The sequence below is a fragment of the Acetobacterium sp. genome (assembly GCF_030652775.1).
GTDB lineage: Bacteria > Bacillota > Clostridia > Eubacteriales > Eubacteriaceae > Acetobacterium.
In genome coordinates this window covers 89,197-110,264 of record NZ_JAUSPS010000037.1, presented here as the reverse complement: position 1 = coordinate 110,264, position 21,068 = coordinate 89,197, and the positions used below count along the sequence as shown (strand labels likewise).

The 21,068-nt window shown below is 44.7% G+C and carries 19 protein-coding genes; 13 read left to right on the top strand and 6 right to left on the bottom strand.

The genetic code is table 11. The features are described 5' to 3' along the window. Positions 1-244: 244 nt before the first annotated feature. A complete protein-coding gene (locus Q7J41_RS06385; RefSeq protein ID WP_304886344.1) occupies positions 245-1,381 on the bottom strand; it encodes a hypothetical protein in 1,137 nt (378 codons plus the stop codon). A gap of 330 nt (positions 1,382-1,711) precedes the next feature. Here Q7J41_RS06385 and Q7J41_RS06380 point away from each other — a divergent pair, with 330 nt between their 5' ends. The 10 genes from Q7J41_RS06380 to Q7J41_RS06335 all read left to right on the top strand — a co-directional run bounded on the left by Q7J41_RS06380 (position 1,712) and on the right by Q7J41_RS06335 (position 11,472). Next, positions 1,712-3,106 (top strand): aspartate ammonia-lyase, encoded by a 1,395-nt coding sequence (locus Q7J41_RS06380; RefSeq protein WP_304886342.1) that lies wholly within the window; start codon positions 1,712-1,714, stop codon positions 3,104-3,106. A 32-nt stretch (positions 3,107-3,138) separates the two neighbouring features. Further along, on the top strand, positions 3,139-4,389 hold the full coding sequence (gene hydF / locus Q7J41_RS06375) for a [FeFe] hydrogenase H-cluster maturation GTPase HydF (protein WP_304886341.1): 1,251 nt from the start codon (positions 3,139-3,141) through the stop codon (positions 4,387-4,389). Positions 4,390-4,667: 278 nt separating this feature from the next. Then, positions 4,668-5,657, top strand: coding sequence for a FecCD family ABC transporter permease (locus tag Q7J41_RS06370; protein ID WP_370650991.1), 990 nt, complete (start codon positions 4,668-4,670; stop codon positions 5,655-5,657). Continuing rightward, positions 5,654-6,430 (top strand): ABC transporter ATP-binding protein, encoded by a 777-nt coding sequence (locus Q7J41_RS06365; RefSeq protein WP_304886339.1) that lies wholly within the window; start codon positions 5,654-5,656, stop codon positions 6,428-6,430. Before Q7J41_RS06370 ends, Q7J41_RS06365 begins: the two co-directional genes overlap by 4 nt. Before the next feature lie 110 nt (positions 6,431-6,540). Then, positions 6,541-7,629 (top strand): ABC transporter substrate-binding protein, encoded by a 1,089-nt coding sequence (locus Q7J41_RS06360; RefSeq protein WP_304886337.1) that lies wholly within the window; start codon positions 6,541-6,543, stop codon positions 7,627-7,629. 108 nt (positions 7,630-7,737) lie between these two features. Beyond that, entirely contained in the window at positions 7,738-8,427 is a 690-nt protein-coding gene (locus tag Q7J41_RS06355; RefSeq protein ID WP_304886335.1) for a GTP-binding protein, read from the top strand. Continuing rightward, positions 8,424-9,449, top strand: coding sequence for an ATP-binding cassette domain-containing protein (locus tag Q7J41_RS06350; RefSeq protein WP_304886333.1), 1,026 nt, complete (start codon positions 8,424-8,426; stop codon positions 9,447-9,449). Before Q7J41_RS06355 ends, Q7J41_RS06350 begins: the two co-directional genes overlap by 4 nt. 14 nt (positions 9,450-9,463) lie before the next feature. Beyond that, positions 9,464-10,240: a DUF364 domain-containing protein gene (locus tag Q7J41_RS06345; protein WP_304886331.1), complete on the top strand. Its 777-nt coding sequence runs from the start codon at positions 9,464-9,466 to the stop codon at positions 10,238-10,240. After that, positions 10,237-10,938 carry a methyltransferase gene (locus Q7J41_RS06340; protein ID WP_304886329.1) on the top strand — a complete coding sequence of 234 codons (702 nt, stop codon included), beginning with the start codon at positions 10,237-10,239 and terminating at the stop codon, positions 10,936-10,938. The genes Q7J41_RS06345 and Q7J41_RS06340 overlap by 4 nt, the downstream gene beginning before the upstream one ends. After that, positions 10,939-11,472, top strand: a complete 534-nt coding sequence (locus tag Q7J41_RS06335; protein WP_304886327.1) for a nucleoside-triphosphatase — start codon at positions 10,939-10,941, stop codon at positions 11,470-11,472. It abuts the gene before it with no gap. Here Q7J41_RS06335 and Q7J41_RS06330 read toward each other — a convergent pair. Continuing rightward, positions 11,432-14,536 (bottom strand): GGDEF and EAL domain-containing protein, encoded by a 3,105-nt coding sequence (locus tag Q7J41_RS06330; protein WP_304886325.1) that lies wholly within the window; start codon positions 14,534-14,536, stop codon positions 11,432-11,434. The two genes, Q7J41_RS06335 and Q7J41_RS06330, sit on opposite strands and share 41 nt — an antisense overlap. Positions 14,537-15,004: 468 nt before the next feature. Between Q7J41_RS06330 and Q7J41_RS06325 the strand changes: the two genes are divergently transcribed. After that, positions 15,005-15,595: a hypothetical protein gene (locus Q7J41_RS06325; RefSeq protein WP_304886323.1), complete on the top strand. Its 591-nt coding sequence runs from the start codon at positions 15,005-15,007 to the stop codon at positions 15,593-15,595. Between the two features lie 122 nt (positions 15,596-15,717). Here Q7J41_RS06325 and Q7J41_RS06320 read toward each other — a convergent pair whose 3' ends face one another. Next, a complete protein-coding gene (locus Q7J41_RS06320) occupies positions 15,718-16,479 on the bottom strand; it encodes an FIST signal transduction protein (RefSeq protein ID WP_304886322.1) in 762 nt (253 codons plus the stop codon). Here Q7J41_RS06320 and Q7J41_RS17780 point away from each other — a divergent pair. Both Q7J41_RS17780 and Q7J41_RS06315 read left to right on the top strand, forming a co-directional pair. Further along, complete coding sequence (locus tag Q7J41_RS17780) at positions 16,478-16,576, top strand: helix-turn-helix domain-containing protein (RefSeq protein ID WP_370650990.1); 99 nt, start codon at positions 16,478-16,480, stop codon at positions 16,574-16,576. The two genes, Q7J41_RS06320 and Q7J41_RS17780, sit on opposite strands and share 2 nt — an antisense overlap. Continuing rightward, positions 16,573-17,130, top strand: a complete 558-nt coding sequence (locus tag Q7J41_RS06315) for an IclR family transcriptional regulator (RefSeq protein WP_304886320.1) — start codon at positions 16,573-16,575, stop codon at positions 17,128-17,130. Before Q7J41_RS17780 ends, Q7J41_RS06315 begins: the two co-directional genes overlap by 4 nt. Positions 17,131-17,252: 122 nt before the next feature. On the opposite strand, the gene Q7J41_RS06310 is transcribed toward Q7J41_RS06315, so the two are convergent. From Q7J41_RS06310 to Q7J41_RS06300, 3 genes are all read right to left on the bottom strand, one after another. Beyond that, positions 17,253-18,890, bottom strand: coding sequence for a D-alanyl-D-alanine carboxypeptidase family protein (locus tag Q7J41_RS06310; RefSeq protein ID WP_304886319.1), 1,638 nt, complete (start codon positions 18,888-18,890; stop codon positions 17,253-17,255). 138 nt (positions 18,891-19,028) lie between these two features. Continuing rightward, complete coding sequence (locus tag Q7J41_RS06305) at positions 19,029-19,955, bottom strand: DMT family transporter (protein ID WP_304886318.1); 927 nt, start codon at positions 19,953-19,955, stop codon at positions 19,029-19,031. Beyond that, positions 19,952-20,821, bottom strand: a complete 870-nt coding sequence (locus Q7J41_RS06300) for an AraC family transcriptional regulator (RefSeq protein ID WP_304886317.1) — start codon at positions 20,819-20,821, stop codon at positions 19,952-19,954. Before Q7J41_RS06300 ends, Q7J41_RS06305 begins: the two co-directional genes overlap by 4 nt. Positions 20,822-21,068 lie beyond the last annotated feature (247 nt).

Below are 21,068 nucleotides of genomic sequence, written 5' to 3'. Positions count from 1 at the left end.
ATGAGCTTATTTGTTGAACAATTGAATTCGGTAGGATCTAGAAAGTCTACACTGTTAAAAAATCAACTCCGGCAATGGATTGACTCTCAGGCCTTTTTTATAAAGGCTTTATTCGGTCAATTAAGCTGGGAAAGTTGAGTTTATTATACTACAAAATCCAACTTAATCCGGAAAAATAATAAGGATTAACCCCTTTAAATACTAGGAGTTAATCCTCAGTTCGATTCGTTAAACAACCGGATTCTCAGTAACGATACACAGCGGCAATATCTCTTTCGGTCGGCATATCCTCATTGTCTAAAATCAGCACCTCGCCGCCGCGGCTCAGCACCACCTCAGCCATGTCATCATAAACATCGCCAACTCGGGGGTCGACAATTTCGCCCTGGACGATGCTTCCCAGCTGGGGATCAAAGAGTCCGGGGTGAACCGTATTTTCTTCCAGATACAGGGTGGCTACCCTGCCATCGGCGATGGCTTTGCCAATCTGTACCAGATCATCGGATCCCAAATCCTTGGCGTGGGCTTCTGCAAAAATGTCCGTCCGCTCTTTCAGCTCTTTTTTAAACAACTCCTTCATCACGGCCTGAACTTTTTGATAGAGACTCTTCTTGTCCAGGGAATCGACATCAATTTTTATGCCCTCATTAATCAGATAATTATTCTTTGTCAGCTTTCTGAATTCTCCCTGATGTTCATCCAGTCCGACCAGTATCAAAGGTATTTTATTTGTTTTGGAATACTGTTCCAGAATAAATGCATCGACATGACGGAAAAATTTTTCCTGATCAACCTTGCGCTCATCCTTGGCGCCACCATGGCCGTGATACATCGACTGTTCCCCGCCAATACTGGCCACTGAAAGATGGGGAGCCGTTTTTTCGGTTCCCAGAACCCCTTCCATGGTTGAGTCTTTCTCATCTACAGGTATCCCCTGGATTCCGTCGCGGTCGGCTTCAAAGAGAATAAAATTATCCCGATTCAAACCCAGCACGTGATAATGGCCGTAAGACTGAAAGCTCCTTAACATGGGTTTTATATAATAGCTGTCTGACACAATCGCTAGGCTTTTTACATTCACCGGCAGCTTATAGACAATGCATTCTTCTTCATCCCCCAGAATGGCTAGACTTTCGGTGGCACCTTCCCAGAACAAAGCGTCTTCCTCCATTTCTTTAAAAAGCGAAAACAGATCTTTAAATCCTTTGAATTCCTTGTCTTTTAAAGAAGCCTGTGCTTCTTTGACGAGATTTTTAAAACGGATGGGATTTTCCAGACGATCCGGTTTCTTAATGTTGGTATCCACATAAATGGAGATAACCGGCCTCTTTCCTTTTTCCATCATCGGATGGGGAAATTCTTTAATGATTTGATAGTTCATCTATAAATCCTCCTCTCTGGTATAAAGAGTATTTACCCGTTTTATTGACAGAATCACATAATAAATCCACTCGCTATTCCGTTTCACAAAATAATACCCTAACCGGACTTTGACAAACCCGTAAAACAATGCTAAGATGGCCTTATTAAATTGAAAACGTTATTTTATTGCTATCATCCTGACCGAAAAGATTTTTCTGACCGGAAAGGTGCGAAATTGGCAAGTTTATTTTTGTTTTAATAAACATCTTTATGCTATTACGCTCTCTTTCCGTCCATTTTTCGGAGAGAGAGTTTTTTTGTCTTTGATTTTGTTGAAATGAGGGAAAACATGCGAATAGAACACGACTTATTGGGCCAACTAGATGTGCCAATTGATGCTTATTACGGCATCAATACGGTTCGAGCCCTGGAAAATTTTTATATCACCGGCATTCCGATTCATAAAGAATTGGTGGAAGCTCTGGTAGTCATCAAAAAAGCGGCGGCGCTTACCAATATCAGTATTGGCGCCCTGGATCTTAAGAAGGGCGAAGCCATCACGGCGGCCTGCGATGAAATCCTGGCCGGAGCTCTGCGCAGCCAGTTTGTGGTGGATTGTATGCAAGGGGGCGCTGGCACCTCGGCCAATATGAATGTCAACGAGGTGATTGCCAACTGCGCCATTGAACGCCTGGGCGGACAAAAAGGCGATTACAGTCTGATTCATCCCCTGGATCATGTCAATCTCCACCAATCCACCAATGATGTCTTTCCGACGGCGGTACGGATTGCCGCCATCCGTCTGTTAAAACCGGTGACTGAGTCTTTTGCCAACCTGCAATCGGCGCTCCAGGAAAAGGAAGAAGAATTTTCCCGGGTCATCAAAGCCGGGCGAACGCAACTCCAGGATGCCGTGCCGGTGACCCTGGGCCAGGAATTTGGTGCCTGGGCGCAAGCCATTTCCCGCGATCGCTGGCGCCTTTACAAGGCTGAAGAACGGCTTCGTCAGGTGAATATCGGCGGAACTGCCGTGGGCACCGGCTTAAATGCACCCCGTTCCTATATCTTTACGATGATCGAAAAACTCCGGGATCTCACCGGCATCAGCCTGGCTCGGACCGATTACATGATGGATCCAACCCAGAACTGCGATGTCTTTGTGGAAGTTTCAGGGCTGTTAAAAACCGCCGCCGTCAATCTTTCCAAAATCGCCAATGATCTGCGGCTGCTTTCATCAGGCCCCTACACTGGCCTTGGCGAAATAACCCTACCGGCGGTTCAGGCCGGGTCTTCGATTATGCCCGGCAAGGTCAATCCGGTGATACCTGAGGCCGTCAATCAGGTGGCCTTTCAGATTATTGCCAATGATAGCGCCGTTACCCTGGCTGCCATGTCGGGACAGCTGGAGCTGAATGCCTTCCTGCCGGTGATTGCCAAAAACCTGTTTGAAGAGTTGGATCTGCTCGATCACACCCTGCCCATCTTTATTAAACGATGCATCGAAGGGATTACCGCCAACGAGCAGACTTGTCGGGAAAATCTGGAAAACAGTACCGTGACGCTCACCGCCCTGACTGCCATCATCGGTTATGACAAGGGCACCGAAGCCGCCCTGATTTTAAAAGAAACGGGAAAATCCGTTAGAGATATTATTCTTGAAAAAAACTGGATGACTGAGATCGAGCTGGAAGAGGTTTTAAAACCGGAACGCCTGACCTCACCCAGCATGGATCGAAAACACTGATTAAAATCACTGAACGAAAGGAAATAATAATTATGAATCTAAATAGTATGAATGAAACCCCGATGTCCAGCCGGATGGCGATTGGTCTATTTGGCAAACGAAATGCCGGAAAATCTTCGCTGATCAATGCCCTCACCGACCAGTCGGTAGCGGTTATTTCTGACGTCGCCGGAACTACCACCGATCCGGTTTATAAAACCATGGAGCTGCTGCCGATCGGTCCGGTGGTCTTTATTGACACCGCCGGTCTGGACGACAGTGGCGAACTGGGGCTGCTGCGAATTGAAAAAACCTACGAGGTGCTGAGGAAATGTCATTTTGCCATTGTCGTAGCGGATATTGAAACCGGGATTACTGACTTTGAAGAAGAATTCATCGATCAGCTGATCAAACGAAAGATTCCCAGCGTTTTTGTGCTTAACAAAGCCGATAAGGGTTGTCCCACGCCGGAAGAGATCGAGACCTTAAAAAAGTCGCTTAAAATCCCCTTATCCTTTACCAGTGTTTACAATGGCACCGGGATTAAAGCGGTCAAACAAATGATCATCGACCACGCTAATTATGAGGATGTCGAACCAGCGCTGGTTGGCGATCTGATTGAATCCGGAGATATGGTGGTGCTGGTGACCCCGATCGACAAATCGGCCCCCAAGGGTCGGCTGATTCTGCCGCAGCAGCAAACCATCCGGGATATTCTTGAAAAAGACGCAGTAGCGATGATCACCAAGGAACATGAACTAAAACACACCCTGGAAAACCTGAGCAGACCACCGGCGCTCGTCATCACCGACTCCCAGGCCTTCCTGAAGGTTTCGGCCGATACCCCCGCCAGCATTCCGCTAACCTCGTTTTCGATCCTGTTTGCCCGGCAAAAAACCGATCTGGCCGAAATGGTTAAGGGTATTAAACGGATTGAACAACTGGCACCTGGAGATAAGGTGCTGATCGTCGAAGGCTGTACCCATCATCGCCAGGCAGACGATATCGGCAAGGTCAAAATCCCCCGCTGGATCCGCCAGATTGCCGGCTGCGATATCGAATTCCACTGGGCTTCCGGTGCTCATTACCCCAAGAATATTGGCGAGTATGCGGTTATTGTCCACTGCGGTGGCTGTATGCTCAACCGCCGCGAAATGCAGTACCGGGTTCACACCGCCCGACAAAAAGGGGTTTACATCACCAACTACGGGATGCTGATTGCCTATGTTCAGGGTATCTTAAGCCGGGCTCTGGAACCCTTCCCGGCCGCCAAGCTGGCTTTGGAAGAAAACAATCTTAATTAAACAATACTAGTAATGCTTGATTAAATAGATCCGTTTAGCGGATCTATTTTTTTTGTTTTTTTAACCACTGTCACTAATTTAGCGGGATGATCGCATCAATTCGTATCAACTAAATTTCGATGCTTTTTAGCTCCTAAATATTTGCAAAGTTATTTGACATCGTGCAACACTCTATTGTACAATATAAAAAACAATGCATAACGCAACCAAACATAACTAAACTGATTAAAAAACGAACACTGAAGGAGCCAGTATTGAAACAGTCTAACCGAAATAATATGATCATCCTCAGTCTGGGTATTATTCTTATTCTTGCCATCATCATTTCCTTCCGGATTGGTCGTTATCCCATCTATACCAATGAGCTGCTGGGAATTCTCTTTTCAAAGATTATTGCCATTGACCCTTTTTGGGATATTAAAATTGAAACTGTTTTATTTAATGTCCGTTTACCCCGGATCGCTTTGGCCTGTCTGGTCGGTTGTTGTCTCTCGGCCGCCGGAGCCGCTTACCAAGGTGTTTTTCAAAATCCGATGGCGGCTCCCGATATCCTGGGAGCCTCTGCCGGAGCCGCTTTTGGGGCTGCTCTGGCGATCCTCAATTATGGCAGCAGCTTTATGATCACCATCTATGCCTTCGGGTTCAGTCTGTTAACCGTTGCGCTGGTCTATCTGATCAGCAAAAAAGCCAAGGGCAAAAACATCTTAGGTTTAATTTTATCTGGCATTATGATCAGTTCCCTATTCTCCGCTGGTACGTCCTTTATTAAGTTAGTTGCTGATCCTAATGACCAGCTGCCGGCCATCACCTATTGGCTGATGGGCAGCTTAAACGGCGCCAAGATCAGCGAAGTCAGCTTCGTCGTTATTCCCATGGCACTGGGACTGCTTCCCTTATTACTATTAAGATGGCGGATGAATGTCCTGACCATGGGTGACGATGAAGCCCGCACCATGGGGGTCAATTCAAACCAGATTCGTTTAATCGTCATTGTCTGTGCCACCCTGGTTACGGCCGCCAGCGTGTCGGTCAGTGGCATGATTGGCTGGGTTGGTTTGGTCATTCCCCATTTGACCCGAAAACTTGTCGGCAACAACTACAATCATCTGATGCCTGCTACCATGCTGTTTGGCGCTATTTTTCTGCTGATTGTGGATGATGTCTCCCGAAACCTGCTTACCACCGAAATCCCCCTGGGGATATTAACCGCATTTATCGGTGCGCCATTCTTTATTTATTTAATTACCCGATCGGAGGAGATCAATTGAGTATTGAAGTAGTAAATCTCAGTTTCAGTTATGGTGACCGGCTAATTCTCAAACAAATCAGTTTCGCCGCCCAGGATAATCAGTTGCTGTCGATATTGGGGGCCAACGGCGTGGGCAAAAGCACCCTTTTTCGATGCATGCTGGGTTTACTTAAAGGGTATTCCGGTGAAATCCTCCTTCATGGCAAAAATCTTCAAACCATGAGCATCATCGAAATAGCCAAGTCCGTTGCCTATATTCCCCAATCTCACTATCCCTCCTTTAATTACAGTGTCTTTGACATGGTGCTGATGGGAACCACCCATCAGGTCTCAATGATTTCAAAGCCGGGCAAAAAACAGCTTCAACTGGTGGAACAGGCACTGGAACGATTAGGCATCAGTCATTTGAAAAACCGCGGTTATACCCAAATAAGCGGCGGTGAACGGCAGCTGGTATTAATGGCCCGAGCGCTGGTTCAGGAAGCTAAAATACTGATTTTGGATGAACCCACTGCCAATTTGGATTATGGCAACCAGATTCGTGTTCTGACCCAGATTAAATCGCTGGCCAAAGAAGGCTACACGATCATTCAATCAACCCACAATCCCGATCAGACTTTTTTATTTTCCGATACGGTAATGGCCATGAAGGATGGTGAAATTGCCGCTTGGGGTCAGCCCGGGGATATTTTCACCGAAGATCTGATTCGTAATCTATACGCAGCTGAAGTAACCATAAACAGCTTGTATGATGACCGGGTCAGAGTCTGTATTCCCAAATGCGCGATCTGACTGGGCTGTCCACCGTTGTCACCCGCTCGCAAGAATTGTTGTCGTTGACTTTAAACCATTGATAATGGTTTTGATATAAAGAACATAACTTACAAAGAGGAGAAAATGAAATGAAGAAAAAACTTGTAGCATTATTACTGGTGATGTGTCTCGTGATGACGATGGCCACTGCCTGCGGCAGCAGCAGTGGCTCAACCACGACAGCGGATAATACCACCACCAGCTTTACCGACTCCGCCGGCCGGGCGGTTGAAGTTCCGGCAAAAATTACCCGCATTGTCCCTTCTGGGGCGCTGGCACAAATCGCCCTTTTTGCTTTAGCACCAGAAATGTTTGTCGGCCTTTCCAGCAAATGGGACACCACTGCTGAACAGTACATTGATACCAAATACCTGGATCTCCCTGTCTTAGGACAATTTTATGGCCAGGGCGATCTGAATCTTGAAGAAATTGCCAAGGTTGATCCCCAGATCATTATTGATATTGGCGAGTCCAAATCTACCATCGTCGAAGATATGGATGGCATTCAGGAACAGGTTGGCATTCCCACCGTCCACATCGAAGCAACCATGGATACCATGGCCGAAGCCTATCGCACCCTGGGTAAACTTCTGGGAAAAGAAAAAGAAGCCGAAGTGCTGGCAAAATACTGTGAAACGGTGAATAGCGACACCCAAAAAATCATCGCTAAGGTAGGCGAAAGCGGCAAAACCAAACTGGTTTACTGTACCGGCGAAAACGGCTTGAGCGTGCTGGCCAACGGTTCTTTCCACGCCGAAGTAATTGATACGCTCAGTAATAATGTCGCGGTTGTCAATGATATTTCCAGTAAAGGCACCGGTAATCCGGTGGATATGGAGCAGCTGATGTTGTGGGATCCGGATGTGATTATTTTTGCTCCCGGCAGTATTTACAGCACGGTGGCAACAAACGAAGCATGGCAGAATCTTAAAGCGATTAAAAACGGAACTTATTACGAAGTACCCAATGGCCCTTATAACTGGATGGGCAGTCCTCCCTCCGTTAACCGTTTGATGGGAATGATCTGGATGACCCAGTTATTGTATCCGGATCAGGCTCAATATGATGGTTATAAAAAAGCATCCGAATATTACAAATTGTTCTACCATACCGATTTAACTCAGGATCAGTACAATAAGCTGGTTGCCAATTCACTTGGAAAAACCGAAAAAAAATAATCACCCCTAAACGGCAAAGTAGCCGACCCGCTACTTTGCCGTTTTAAAAAATTCAGGGCGTATGAACCCTCACAATTCATGATAACCAAAGGTAAAGAAGGTAACGAAATGAAATTAATCACTATCGCCGGACCGCCCTCATCCGGCAAGACCGCTGTTATTTTAAAACTGATCGAAGCCATGGATATGCCCTCGGGCAGCATTGGGGTGGTCAAATTTGATTGTCTCACCTCATTTGATAATCTCAGTTATGAGGCCGCCCAGGTTCCTGTTCAGATGGGATTTTCCGGGAAAACATGTCCCGATCACTATTTTGTCAGCAATATTGAGGACGCTGTTCAATGGGGAATTGAGTCCGGGTTTAAGATGCTGATCACCGAAAGTGCCGGCCTCTGCAATCGTTGCTCCCCCTATATCAACAGTATTGCTTCGATCTGTGTCATTGATAACTTATCCGGCGTCAATACCCCCCGGAAAATTGGACCGATGTTGAAATTTGCGGATATTGTGGTGGTCACCAAGGGGGACATTGTTTCTCAGGCCGAGCGGGAAGTCTTTGCTTTTAATATCAAACAGGTCAATTTAACCGCCCGGATTATTTTTATCAATGGTATCACCGGGCAAGGCACTTTTATGTTGGCCAAATACCTGAAAAACGCCCTCGAAATTGATACGATCCAGGATATGCGGCTGCGCTTTACCACCCCGGCCGCCGTTTGTTCCTATTGCACCGGCGAAACCAGAATTGGGGAACCCCACCAACGGGGAATGCTGAAAAAAATGGAGTTTAAAAAATGAACAATACACCGAATTTTATGACCCTCCTCAACAATGAAAACCTGGCAACAGTGATTGAACGCTTCCCCATTGCTTCTGATTTTCTGGCTAATTATCGATTAAGTGATATTGCCACCGATCGGCTGCTGCAAAGTGCCCTGGAAGGTATTGAAGAAGACATTCTGGAGGAATTTGGTCTGGAACCCTATGACCTATTGCTGAACTTCTCGGTCTTTCTGGAGACATTTTCTGAAACCCGAGCCGACATTGATGGGGTCACTTCGATTACCATTAATGGCGGCATTAATAAATTAAAGCAACCGGAAAATATCAGTCTTACTATTTCTGCTGGTGAAATCATCAGTATCGTGGGTCCCACCGGCTCGGGTAAAAGCCGACTGCTCAACGACATCGAGTGTCTGGCGCAGCGGGATACCCCAACCCAGCGCCAGATTATGATCAATGGTCACGAGCTCGATGACACCCAGCGTTTTGAAATGGATGGTAAGCTGGTAGCTCAGCTTTCTCAGAATATGAATTTTGTCATGGATCTGACGGTTCGGGAATTTCTCGAAATGCACGCCAAATGCCGGCTGTCCCCCAATGTGAACGATGTGGTGGAAAAATGTTTTCAATGTGCCAATGACCTGGCGGGCGAGAAATTTGCTGCGGATACCAAGGTCACACAGCTCAGCGGTGGGCAATCCCGAGCGCTGATGATCGCCGATACTGCCTACATGAGTGATTCCCCTATCGTTTTAATTGATGAAATTGAAAATGCCGGGATCGACCGCCGCGAGGCCATTGTGCTGCTGGCGAAACGCGAAAAAATTATCTTCGTTTCGACTCATGATCCGCTACTGGCATTAAATGCCGATAAACGGATTATTATCAAAAACGGTGGCATTCATAAAATTATTGAAACCTCGGCGGAAGAACAGCAAAGCCTGGTGCTGATCGAAAAACTGGATAATGAACTACTAAAACTGCGGAACCATTTGCGCAGTGGTGATTTGATCACCAAAGAATTAATAAATCTATAAGAGGAGAGTCGCTTATGTGGAAATTATATGATGCCCTGATCGATGGCATCCCTGAAAACTATGGTGTCGACGAGTTGATTTGCGGAAAGAAGCGTGCTTATGTGCGTAGTGGTAACGGCGTGGGGATCGCCTCACCCCGGTTTTGCGAAACCCGGCTACCGATGTTGACAAAAAATATGCTGGATCTGTCTTTGCGGGAGGTTGCCACCTGTGCCAAATCGTGGAATTTTGTTGAGGCCGCAGTGGGGATTGCCGCCATCAATGCCTATTACAATAATCCTCAAATTGCCCGAGCGAATGGGATCGAATTCTCGGACAAGATTCGGGTGGAAGATCGCAACTTTGATCCCTTTATTATGTGTCAGAACGATATCAAGGGTAAAAAAGTCGCCGTTATCGGACATTTTCCCTATATTGAAAAGCTGATGGCGCCAGTCTGCGATTTTTCGATTATCGATTGGAATCCGGAGTCTGGTGATTACCCCATTTCTGCCGGTGAATATATTCTGCCAGACTGCGACTACGTCTATATTACCTGTGCGTCCCTATTGGATAAGACCTTACCCCGCTTTCTGGAGCTTTCAAAAAACGCCCGGCGAATTACCATTGTCGGCCCTGGCACTCCTCTGGCGCCAGCATTATTTGATTTTGGCGTGGCCGAATTGTCAGGATTTATGGTCAAGGATAATCTGCGGGCGGCTAAAATTGCTGCCGGTGCTGAGAATGTCAAGATCTCTATCACTGGCCAGAAGGTGGCTTTTAAGAAAGAAGAAGAGGTAATACAATCATGAATTTCAAATGGGATCCGAATACAATCAAATGGTATCAGGAAGCCAACGCTTACTCGCAGTTTTTCAAAAACATTGCCGAATTAATCGCTCCCCGACTGGAAGGCTGCTCATCACTATGCGATATTGGTTGTGGTCTGGGGTTGATTGATCTGGAATTAAGCGAAAAGCTGACAAATATCACCTGTATCGATATTAATGAGTTTGCTCTTAACTCCCTGAAAGCCAATATTGCCGAGCGTAAGATTGCCAATATCAAACCACAATTGATGGATTGTGATGATATCAGCGGACACTGGGACGTGATTTACACCAGCTTTTTTGGCAGCCGCAATCCCGAGAAATTTCTTCCTTTTTGTAAAAAGCAGATTTCGATAGTCGAAAAAAAAGAGACCTCTCACTCTACCATTGCAAAATATAAATCATTTCACCGGAATACCTACGATCAAGTTGTCACTGCCTTGAATGAAAAGAACATTCCATTTACCCTTACTGAAGTCTCCTTTGAATTTGGACAGCCGCTTACTTCTGTTGCCGAAGGAAAGAAGTTTATTCAAAATAACTATCCCAATGTGAATGATAAAGATTTAAATAACTATTTAACCCAAACCCTTATTGAAACAAATAAAACCGACTACCCTTTTTATCTTCCTAAACGGAAATCCCTGGGCATATTCGAAATTGAAGGGACGTGTCAATAAATGCATATCTTTTTAACAGGCGCAATACAAGTCGGGAAAAGCACCATCATCCGCAAAACTCTGGAGCAACTCAATCAGACCTATGGTGGCTTTAAAACCTACTTCGGTCCAGATCGGAGTTCCGATGATCGGTTACTGTATATGAATGGGGCTGATGAACCTGAGTTTTTCACAGCGGACTATGGTATTGCTGTTTTTAAGCAAGACTGTTTCCCTCAGGCTGATGCCGCAAAATTTAACCGCTATGGCGTGGAACTGATCCTCAGCGCCAAAGTCAATCGGGCAATGATTATTATGGATGAATGTGGTAATCTGGAAAACGATGCCCTTAACTTTCAGCATGAAATTTTACAAACCCTAGATGAAGGCCACCCGGTTTTAGGCGTAATTAAACAGTCCAGCTATGGCTGGACTGATATGATCAGAAATCATCGCAACGTAAAACTCATCACCGTTACCAGTGAAAACCGCAACGAGCTGCCCCAAGCACTGGTTAATCATTACCTCCAGCGCCGCTGTCTAGAGCTCCGCTGATATTTATTTCCTGTCTCAGTGCCAACTCCATTTCCGCTGCGGGCATCGGCTTATAATAAAAGAAACCCTGCACAGCATCGCACTGATGCGCTTTTAAAAAGTCAATCTGATCTTGCGTTTCAGCACCTTCGGCAATCACACTGATGCCCAGATTTCTAGCCAGCAAGATGATGGTATCAACGATCGCCTGATCTTTTTCGTTTTCGGCGATGCCATCAATGAATTGCTTATCTATTTTCAGTTGATCCATAGGCAGTAACTTCAGTCGACTCAATGAGGAATACTCGGTCCCAAAATCATCGATCGAAATGAACATTCCCAGCTTTTTTAGCCCATTTAAAACACCGACAATATAGCTGGACTTGTTGATGGCAATGTTTTCCGTCAGCTCCAATTCCAGATACCGTGGTTTTATACCCGTCTCTTTGATGAGCTTTTTCATCTGACTGATCAACAGCGGATTTCGGAATTGGGTTGCTGAGATATTAACAGCAATCCGTACATGTGGCAGTCCCATACCCTGCCACAGCTTATTTTGACTGCATGCCGTTTTCAATACCCATTCCCCAATCGGATTGATCAACCCGGTTTGTTCTGCCAACGGAATAATCACCTTGGGCGGTATTATTCCCAGTTCCGGATGCTGCCATCTCAGCAGTGCTTCTATTGCGATAATTCTGCCTGTAGCCAGACAAATCTGCGGTTGATAATAAACCCGCAATTGATTCTTTTCTAAGGCATGATAGAGATTGCTGATGAGTTTGTTTTTTAAAATCACCTCTTCTTTGATCGTTGTTGAACATAATACATAATTATTTTTCCCCTTTTCTTTGGCCTTACACATGGCAATATCGGCATTTTTTATCAGCTCCTCACCGTTATCCCCATCCTTGGGATAAATTGATATACCGGCATTAGCCGAGATATAAAATTCCTGACCATTGACAATAAAGGCATGCTTAAATAAACCAGTAATCCGGTTGGCTACCTTTACTACCTCTTTTTCCCGGGACATATTATTTAACATGACTACAAATCCGTCACCCTCAAAACGGCAAACCACATCGGTTTTTTTTATCGATCGTACCAACTTCTGACTGACCTGTACCAGCAGCTTATCACTGCCCTCATGTCCCATCATATCATTGACAGTCCTGAAACTGTCAATATCCAGATAGATGACCCCGATAATTTTGCCATTATTTTTTGATAACTCGATTCCCTTGTTTAACCTTTCGTTGAACAATAATCGGTTGGACAGTCCGGTCAGTTGATCATAATAAGCGAGATAGTTGATTTCATTTTCGGCCTCGATCTTCACCAGTGCATCTGCTAAAATGTTGGCAATAATTTCCAGTAGCCCTTCGTATTCAAGATTTAAATCATCCTTCTCCGTTTTTATTTCAAAGGCCAGGAATCCCCTTACCTCGCCTTTGCTGGAAATCGGGATCGCAATAATCACATCATTGGGTCTTTCTTCCAAATTATCTCCACGATTGAAGATATGAACAACTTTGTTTGCAATAATTGATTTAATCCACGGCGGTGCTGCTTCTATCGGAATATCCTGGCGCCCTTCTTTTTGTGACTCGATACCTTGGTTACACCATTCCTGTTGACACGATATGTTGCTTTTATCTTCATTAAAAAAACATATACAGGCTCGGTCGATATTGAACAATGCTCCGCTTTTACCCAACCATTTTGCGGTTTTTTCATCAAAATTGACGGTACTGACATTTAGAAAGTCAGTCGAAAATTCGGAAATCATTTTCTGTATTTTTATCTGATCGGCATTTTGCTTTAATCGCTGAACATAGAGTGTATTTACAAAAAATGCCACCCACACACCAATCCCAAACAAACCGATTCTTGCCACATAATCAGAGCTGTCAATTTCCACGATTGCTTGCGGTTTGATAATAAAAACGAGAATCTGGGTTAGAAAAATGGATACCGTTATCCCAACGAGAGCAATTCGGTTATTATAAACAAGGCCAACAATAATCAAAATAAATGGAAATGCCCAAATTGTCGGACTGGCAATGCTGATAAACTCAAAGGTTATCACGGGTATCGACAACCCAATTAACACCATGATGATATAATTCTGATACTTCTTTAGTGGCTCAGCACGATGGGCCATCTGTATCATAAAGCCAATCGCCAATAATAGTCCGCTAAAGGTCAGGATCGCAATTAGATCATCCTGTTCTTCAAGAAAGTACCGCGCAATAATATTTAAAAAACTTCCAGCGATAAAGCATCCTGACAAGTAATTGTATATTTTAGTGCGGTTCCCCTTATTTAAAATGATTTCATCCATATTGATTGGCGGCATTCTTACCAGTTTGTATTTTTTTATTGAATAGAACATTGCCAGGATTGCGATAAACATAACATTCGAGATTTTTTGAGTGGCTCCGGTTAAGAACAATTCATTTCCAAGAATCTGCAACATAAAACCACTGATTAATGAAATACTAAACCCATACAAAATAAGCCTGGCCTGTTGCTTATTTCGCTTGTCACCGGAGTATTGTCCCCAATGCCAGAGCACTCCCAGTCCGATGGCGATATAACTATAGTAATAAATATAATACAAAATATTCCAGACATTATTTTCGGCTCTATTAATCCACCCAAACGGTGTATTGATTAAATTATACTGTAGGATGGCCATGTCATGAGACAACGCAAATATGTAAATAAAGACAGCTGCCGGTGTATAAATCAAAAAATAGATCCACCACTTTTTAAGCAACCTTCGTTTGTTGGTTAGAATCAAAAAGAAATGTAATAATATCCCGGCAAAGGTGCACCAACCCAAAGCTGAAACACGGCGCCAAAAAAAACAAGTCTCCATGTCCGCCACAGAACTGGACATGGCCAGGCTAAATGTCCAGACACTTAAGAAGATACATAGCACAAAGAAAACCCGATTGCTTTTTTCTTTTGAGTTAACCGAAACAATATAAGCACCAAAGAACATATACAGTCCGGATATAGCGAAAAACAAAAATGAAAATATCAATGGTAGTATCCTCACAAGAACTCCTTTCATCTACTGTTTTTTATTTACAAAACCGGTTCCACCACGGTGCTGTATTATATACCCCAAAAATCCCAATATGTCACATTTTTGACTTATTCTTTAACAAATTTAACATGTTCCAAACTTATTCCTTGATTTTTTGGTGTACACTCAAGGTGAAACTGCAAAACATAAAATAGCTTTTATGGAGGTTTTCTATGTTTGCCGACGAATGCCTGCGCTCACCACTGGCTTTCGATGCCACACTAAGAATGTAAAAGAATCGGGCGGTAGACTAGTCATGCCTTGACTAGCCTACCGCCCTTATTATTTGATTGATGCTTTTTATAATATAAGTAAGCCCCTGACTACTTCTCTGTCATGGCCTCTCAAGCAATGAAAACCATAGAATTTACACATTTTTAATCTCAAATTAAAGACGAAACCTGAACCCAACCATATAATCACACTATAGAGTAAGTTCAGGAGGAATTATTAATGAATCAGTTGAATTTTTGTATTGATATTGATGGCACCATAACCGAAGCTTATGACTGGATTCCCAGAGCTAACGAATACTTCAACACCCAAATTATCCCAGAAATGGTGACAGCATATGATGAATATATCGCGCTCGGGGTAAAACCGGAAGCCTTTGCTGAATTTTATCACTTGTTTGGCGAAACCATTTATGAAGAGTCGCACATCCGCTCAGGCGTAAAAGACGTTCTCAATGCCCTTTTCGCCAATCATAATCTTCACTTTGTAACCGCTCGAGAAATAGAAATGAAAAATGTGACTGAAAAGTGGCTGTCTCACCACCACATCCCGATGAGTTCCTTATCATTATTGGGATCTCATGATAAGGTTGCGAAAGCCTACGAATTTTCGTGTGATATTTTTATCGAGGATCGCTACGAAAATGCTGTCCAACTTGCGAGTCACGGATTTAACGTGTTGCTGATTGACTGTTATTATAATCAGGGCCATTTATTTCCCGGGATTACCCGGGTTAATGATTGGATCGACATTGATCATCATATTGACAACTATATTCAAACCTGTAATTACTCACAAATCGCAATTTAAATGGCTCCATTAAAATACAATCGTTTATAGCCAACAATTCAAAACCCAAATCACATTCCCGGATTGATTCAATTTTAGCCCGATGCTGCTGTACCAACAGAATCGGGCTATTTTAATCGTGTTTATTTAGAAAAACCGCTATATGAGAGCATTAATCCACCACAAGTATTGATGCCATCTGCTTCATAGCCATATTCGCCGAATGTGAATTCAACAATAAAAGGAACATCGCCGGTGGCATTTTTAATCTCTGTTACCACCTCTTCAATCCGCTCGCCAATGCCAGCTCGCCGTCCCCCGCAATGGACGAGATGATAAGCCCCCGGAGCCCTTTCCATTTTTTTATTCAACGTATTCAATTCTTGTCCCGCCGATGCAATCAATTCGTCAATGGTTGCTGCCATTCTAATCACTGCTGTTCCTTCGCTCAGTTTATTCCCGACTGCGATCGAATTGTCCGCATTACCATTCATCGGATGACGGATCGCTACCAGATCGCCTAACCGATCTTTTACGCCTAGTGGTGAGGTGATGGATGCCACCAAAAGATTGCCATCCTTTAATGAGTCAGCTGTCACGCCCATCCATTTTGCGTATTTTTCCAGCGCTGGTTCACCATCAATTTCAACCAGTGTCCGATCTCCACTGACTTTTGTGATCATTCCCCGATCTTCAGTTTCATGGTAAGCGCCAGTAAATTGGTTTTTCATTTCTTTATCGGTATAAAAAAATGCTACGGCAATCCCATCTGAAAACGCACCTTCCTGGGTATAGAGCTGCCAATCCCCGGAAATGGAATTGTCTGCAGCACTACCTCCAAAGAACGGCACCCGACCAATAATCCGGGTGATTCCCTTTAAATAGAATTCTTCTTCTCCCGGCATGAGCAAAAGTACCGTTCATCGCTTACTTTCCACTATGTATTCACGTCATTATGTTAAAAAAATCCTGATAATACCTACACCATTGGTCATAAAATGATTGAAACCGTCAGCTATCACATCAACGGGCTTGAACTTTTAACGGAATCAAAACCCTTTTTAAGCAATCTTCGCCTTGAGTTGAACCTGACTGCTCATTTAGGAATCTTAGACGGTGCCGAAGTGATTTACGTGGAAAAAATGGATCTCTATCCTGATCCCCGTGTTTACACCCAAATCGGCCTGCGTTCGCCAGCCTATTGTTCCTCGATCGGAAAATGCCTACTATCCTGCCTGTCTGGGAACGAGCTTGACGAAGTACTCTATTCTTGCACCTTTGAAAAATTCACAATGAATACAATTACTCAGGCCGATGAGTTTAAAAAACATCTGGCGGGGGTGCGAAACCAGGGCTGGGCCATGGATAATGAGGAATATAAGCTCGGTCACCGCTGCGTTGGCGCACCAATTTTTGATTACCGCGGCGACTCAATTGCCGCCATCGGTGTCAGCGGTTCAGTCAATCATTTATCCGACGCCAAGCTTGTTTTTGTGATTAAAGAAGTCAAAACCGCCGCCCGTGATATTTCCCGACGAATGGGTTATTTAGAATAAAAAAGCCATCCCGATTGCAGCGCTTTATCCGTTGCAACCGGGATGGCTTTTAATTTGATTCGATTTAATTAATTCATTTTTCTTTCGACTGAACTGATCTGTTTCCCCCGTAATCAGATCAGTTAATAAATCCCATAAAACTCTTCCATGGTTTTACCACTGTTGTGAATGGTGGTGGCCACCGGAACTCCCAGATAACGCAGATGCCAAGGTTCATAGGCATAGCCGGTAATATTGGTTTTTCCCTGGGGATAGCGGACGATAAATCCATATTCATGGGCGTGGTCGCGGATAAACTGGCCTTCCGCCGTAGCGCCAAAGTTTTCCACCAGATCAAAGTCAACAGTGGCGGATGTGACATCCATCGCCAATCCCAATTGATGCTCGCTCATGCCCGGCCGGGCACTGACCAATTCCGCCCCGGCCACCCCATACATCTCTACATTCGATTGATACAGCGTTGTCTGGGTCGCATAAGAACGATATCCGGAACAGCAGTAGAGGGTCAAACCCTGAGCACTGGCGCCATTAAAGAGCTGGATTAGATGCTGGGTAGCATCTGCCCGCAACTGGGTGTCCCGGGTCGACGGCAGATTAACCCAAACCAGATCACCCGGGACATAATCCGCTGGGACACTGTGGTTTTTATTGACCAGCTGAGCCATAAAACCCAGCGTATTTTCGCTATTTTTCGGAGCCGTTGATCCCTTTAGCTGCACCAGAATCCGGATCCCTTCCAATCTCAGTGCCAGACCTTCGGTTCCGGCACTTTCGCCATTCATAACCCAGGGCATCCAGCCAAAACCTTCCACATAGGCTTCGTAATATACATCAAACAGCTCGGCATTAGCTCCTGTCAACTGGATTTGAATGCCTTCGAGCCGGAGGCTCTGGTTCGAGGTGCCACTCATTTCGCCGTCCTCTTTCCAGCCCTGCCAACCGTAGTTCTGGACATGGGTCTGGTATTTCAGACCGACATTACTCTCGCTATTGTCATTCTTTATTTCAATCGCTTCCAGGCGCAGATTCTGACCCGTTGTTCCACTCAATTCGCCATTTTGTTTCCAGCCCTCCCAACCGATATTCTGGACGTGCGTCTGGTAGGTCATTTGGATGTTGGTGGTGACAAATGGCCGCACTGTTGCACCTGGTGCCGGATCACCCTTGGACACAACCATGATTTTAATTGCCTCCAGCCTTAGGCCAAACCCTTCGGTTCCGGCACTGGCATCATTTTTGGCCCAATCCAGCCAGCCAAAATTCTCAGCGTGAACCTGATAGTAAACGTCGTAATTCTCAGCGTCAGCTCCGGTCAGCCGGATTTTGATCGCTTCCAGACGGAGTGACTGGCCGTAGGTTCCGCTCATGGCACCATTATTTACATAGTTCTGCCAGCCGACATTCTGCACATGGGTCGCATATTCAATGCCCACATCGCCGCTGACATTTTCCAGTTTGACTTCAATTCCCTCTAAACGCAGCCCCTGGCCTTCGGTTCCACTGATGATACCGTCGCTGACAAAACTCTGCCACCCCACATTCTGGACATGGGTACGATATGAACAGCCCATCGTCGCATTCGCTGTACGCTTGGAAGTCATTGCCTGACCGACTGAATCTGAGCTGCTGTTGACAACGTTTTCAGCTTGCGTCCGATTGTCCTCCGCTTTGACGCTGCCGAAAGTCGGAGGCATCACCATTAATAAAGCCAGACCAAATAAACTTACCAGTACGATTCTTATTGACCTTAATTTTAACATTTCATTCAACCTTTCTTTTATCTATCACTTACCATTTATAAAAAAACATTCTTCTGATTTATTCTATCATAAATCAGAGGAATGTTCAGATAATTTGTTTTTGATTTGTTATAAAATCATGTCTGCTGGTGCTTAATCTCAGTTGATCTTTTCGGTTTGATCCGCAATCGTATTTTTTCCCGGGGTGCTCTCCTTTTCTGAAATGACCAACCCCAATAAGGTCATTGCGATTCCTAGAACAGCTATCCCGGTTAACCTTTCCCGCAAGACAACCACCGATGTTGCCACAGTAATTACCGGAACCAGATAAATATAAACTGTGGTTTTGGTGGCCCCTAACCGCTTGACCGCCAGACTCCAGGTTACAAAACAAAGGGCTGAAGCCAACAATCCCAGAAACAGCAGATTAAAGAGATAGACCGGCTGGGAAACGGGCTTAAGACTCCAAGCGAAATTAAAAAAAGGCAGCGCCGGCATCATAAACATAAGTCCGTAAAAAAAGATCCGCCTTGTGGTTTGAATGGTATGATAACCCAAACCACTTATTTTCCGGGTCAGCACCGAATAAACTGCCCACACCCCGGCCGCCAGCACTGCCAGCAAATCACCAATGGGGTTGAGTTGCAATACCATGATCCCATTAAAGCTGATCAGAAAGATCCCCATGATGGCGGCGATAAAGCCGATAAAAAAATTCAGGCGCAGTTTTTCTCCAGCTAAAAAGAAATGGGCCAGGATGGCCGTAAAAAAGGGGGCAATCGAAATAATCACCCCAACGTTGGAGGCATAGGTATAAGTGAGAGCAATGTTCTCAAGTAAAAAATAAAGCGTTACCCCACATAGTCCGGCGGCCATCATAAGGATTTCCTCCGACCGGCTGCGAAGACCCATTCGCCGGGGATAGACAAGGGTCAGTGCGATATAGCCGATGGTGAATCGAAAAACCAGAATCTCGATCGGGGTAAAAACATCAAGTAAAATTTTTGTTGAAACAAAGGTGATTCCCCAGATAAAAATGGTAAAAGCGGCGGCCAAATGGCCGGTCAGGCGGTGTTCACTAATCAATTGTTGCTCCCTTCATCCTCATACCGGGATCTCCGGGTTTGTGAATCATTCGGGATAAATATTTTCTGGTATTGTTTGGGGGTAATTCCGATGAATTCCTTGAAAAAATTGGTGAAGTGACTCTGATCCGAAAATCCCGTCTGGTGGGCTGTTTCAAGCGGTTCCACTCCTTTTTCCAGCAACTGCTTGGCCTGGTTGATGCGCACCGTCTCCAGATATCGGTAGGGGGTAATTCCCTTTGTTTTTGTAAACGCCCGCACCAGATAATACTTGCCACATCCGCTTAAGGCACATAAGTCATCTAACGAGATCCGCTCTTGATAATGTTCTTCAAGGTAAACACAGATCATGTCAATGTCGCTATTGACTTCCTGCTGATCACAATCGGCTTCCCAGTTTCCATATTCTTCGATCAGCTGTTCGATCAAGAATAGAAATACTTCTTCCTTGTCAAATTCTTTATCTTCCTGCATCACCATCTGGTGCAGTTCCTTAAGCGCCGTTACCTGCTCGCACTGGCACACCACCGGCTGCTTAAAAATGAGCTTGTCCTGCTTCCGGGTAATTTCGAAAACCACTTCCCGCATGACTTCCGGTTTGATGTTAAGACACCGGTAGTCCAGCGGGTTTTCATCAATTTGTTCGCAAAAATGATTATCGTAGGGGTTAAAAAGCAGCAAGTCTCCCGGCCCCACCTGATATTCTTTGTTTTTACAGGACAGTTTTCGCTGTCCACTTTCAATAAAGCCAATTACATAATGCTCATGAAAATGGTTGGGAAATTTTTGAATAATGCCTTTTAACCGAAAGGCTTCTATTTTCAGGGTGCTATCATAACGCACGATCCGTTCTTCATGGTGTTTCATTGATCTACCTCCACTTCCCTCCCAGTGTAGCATTGATCTGATTTAATCTCTTGGAAGATATTGCAGTTCTAAAAAAAACAGGAAATCACTTTCCTGCATATTGGTTTATTTAATTTTAAGTTAGCCGCACTGAATATTTTCATGGCATCTTCTTAAACGCCATCTTTTAAGCATAACCAAAACTGTTTGTTATTCTGAAACCACAGCGTTTCTTCCCGCATTCAACCAAACATTGCCTAAAAGACAT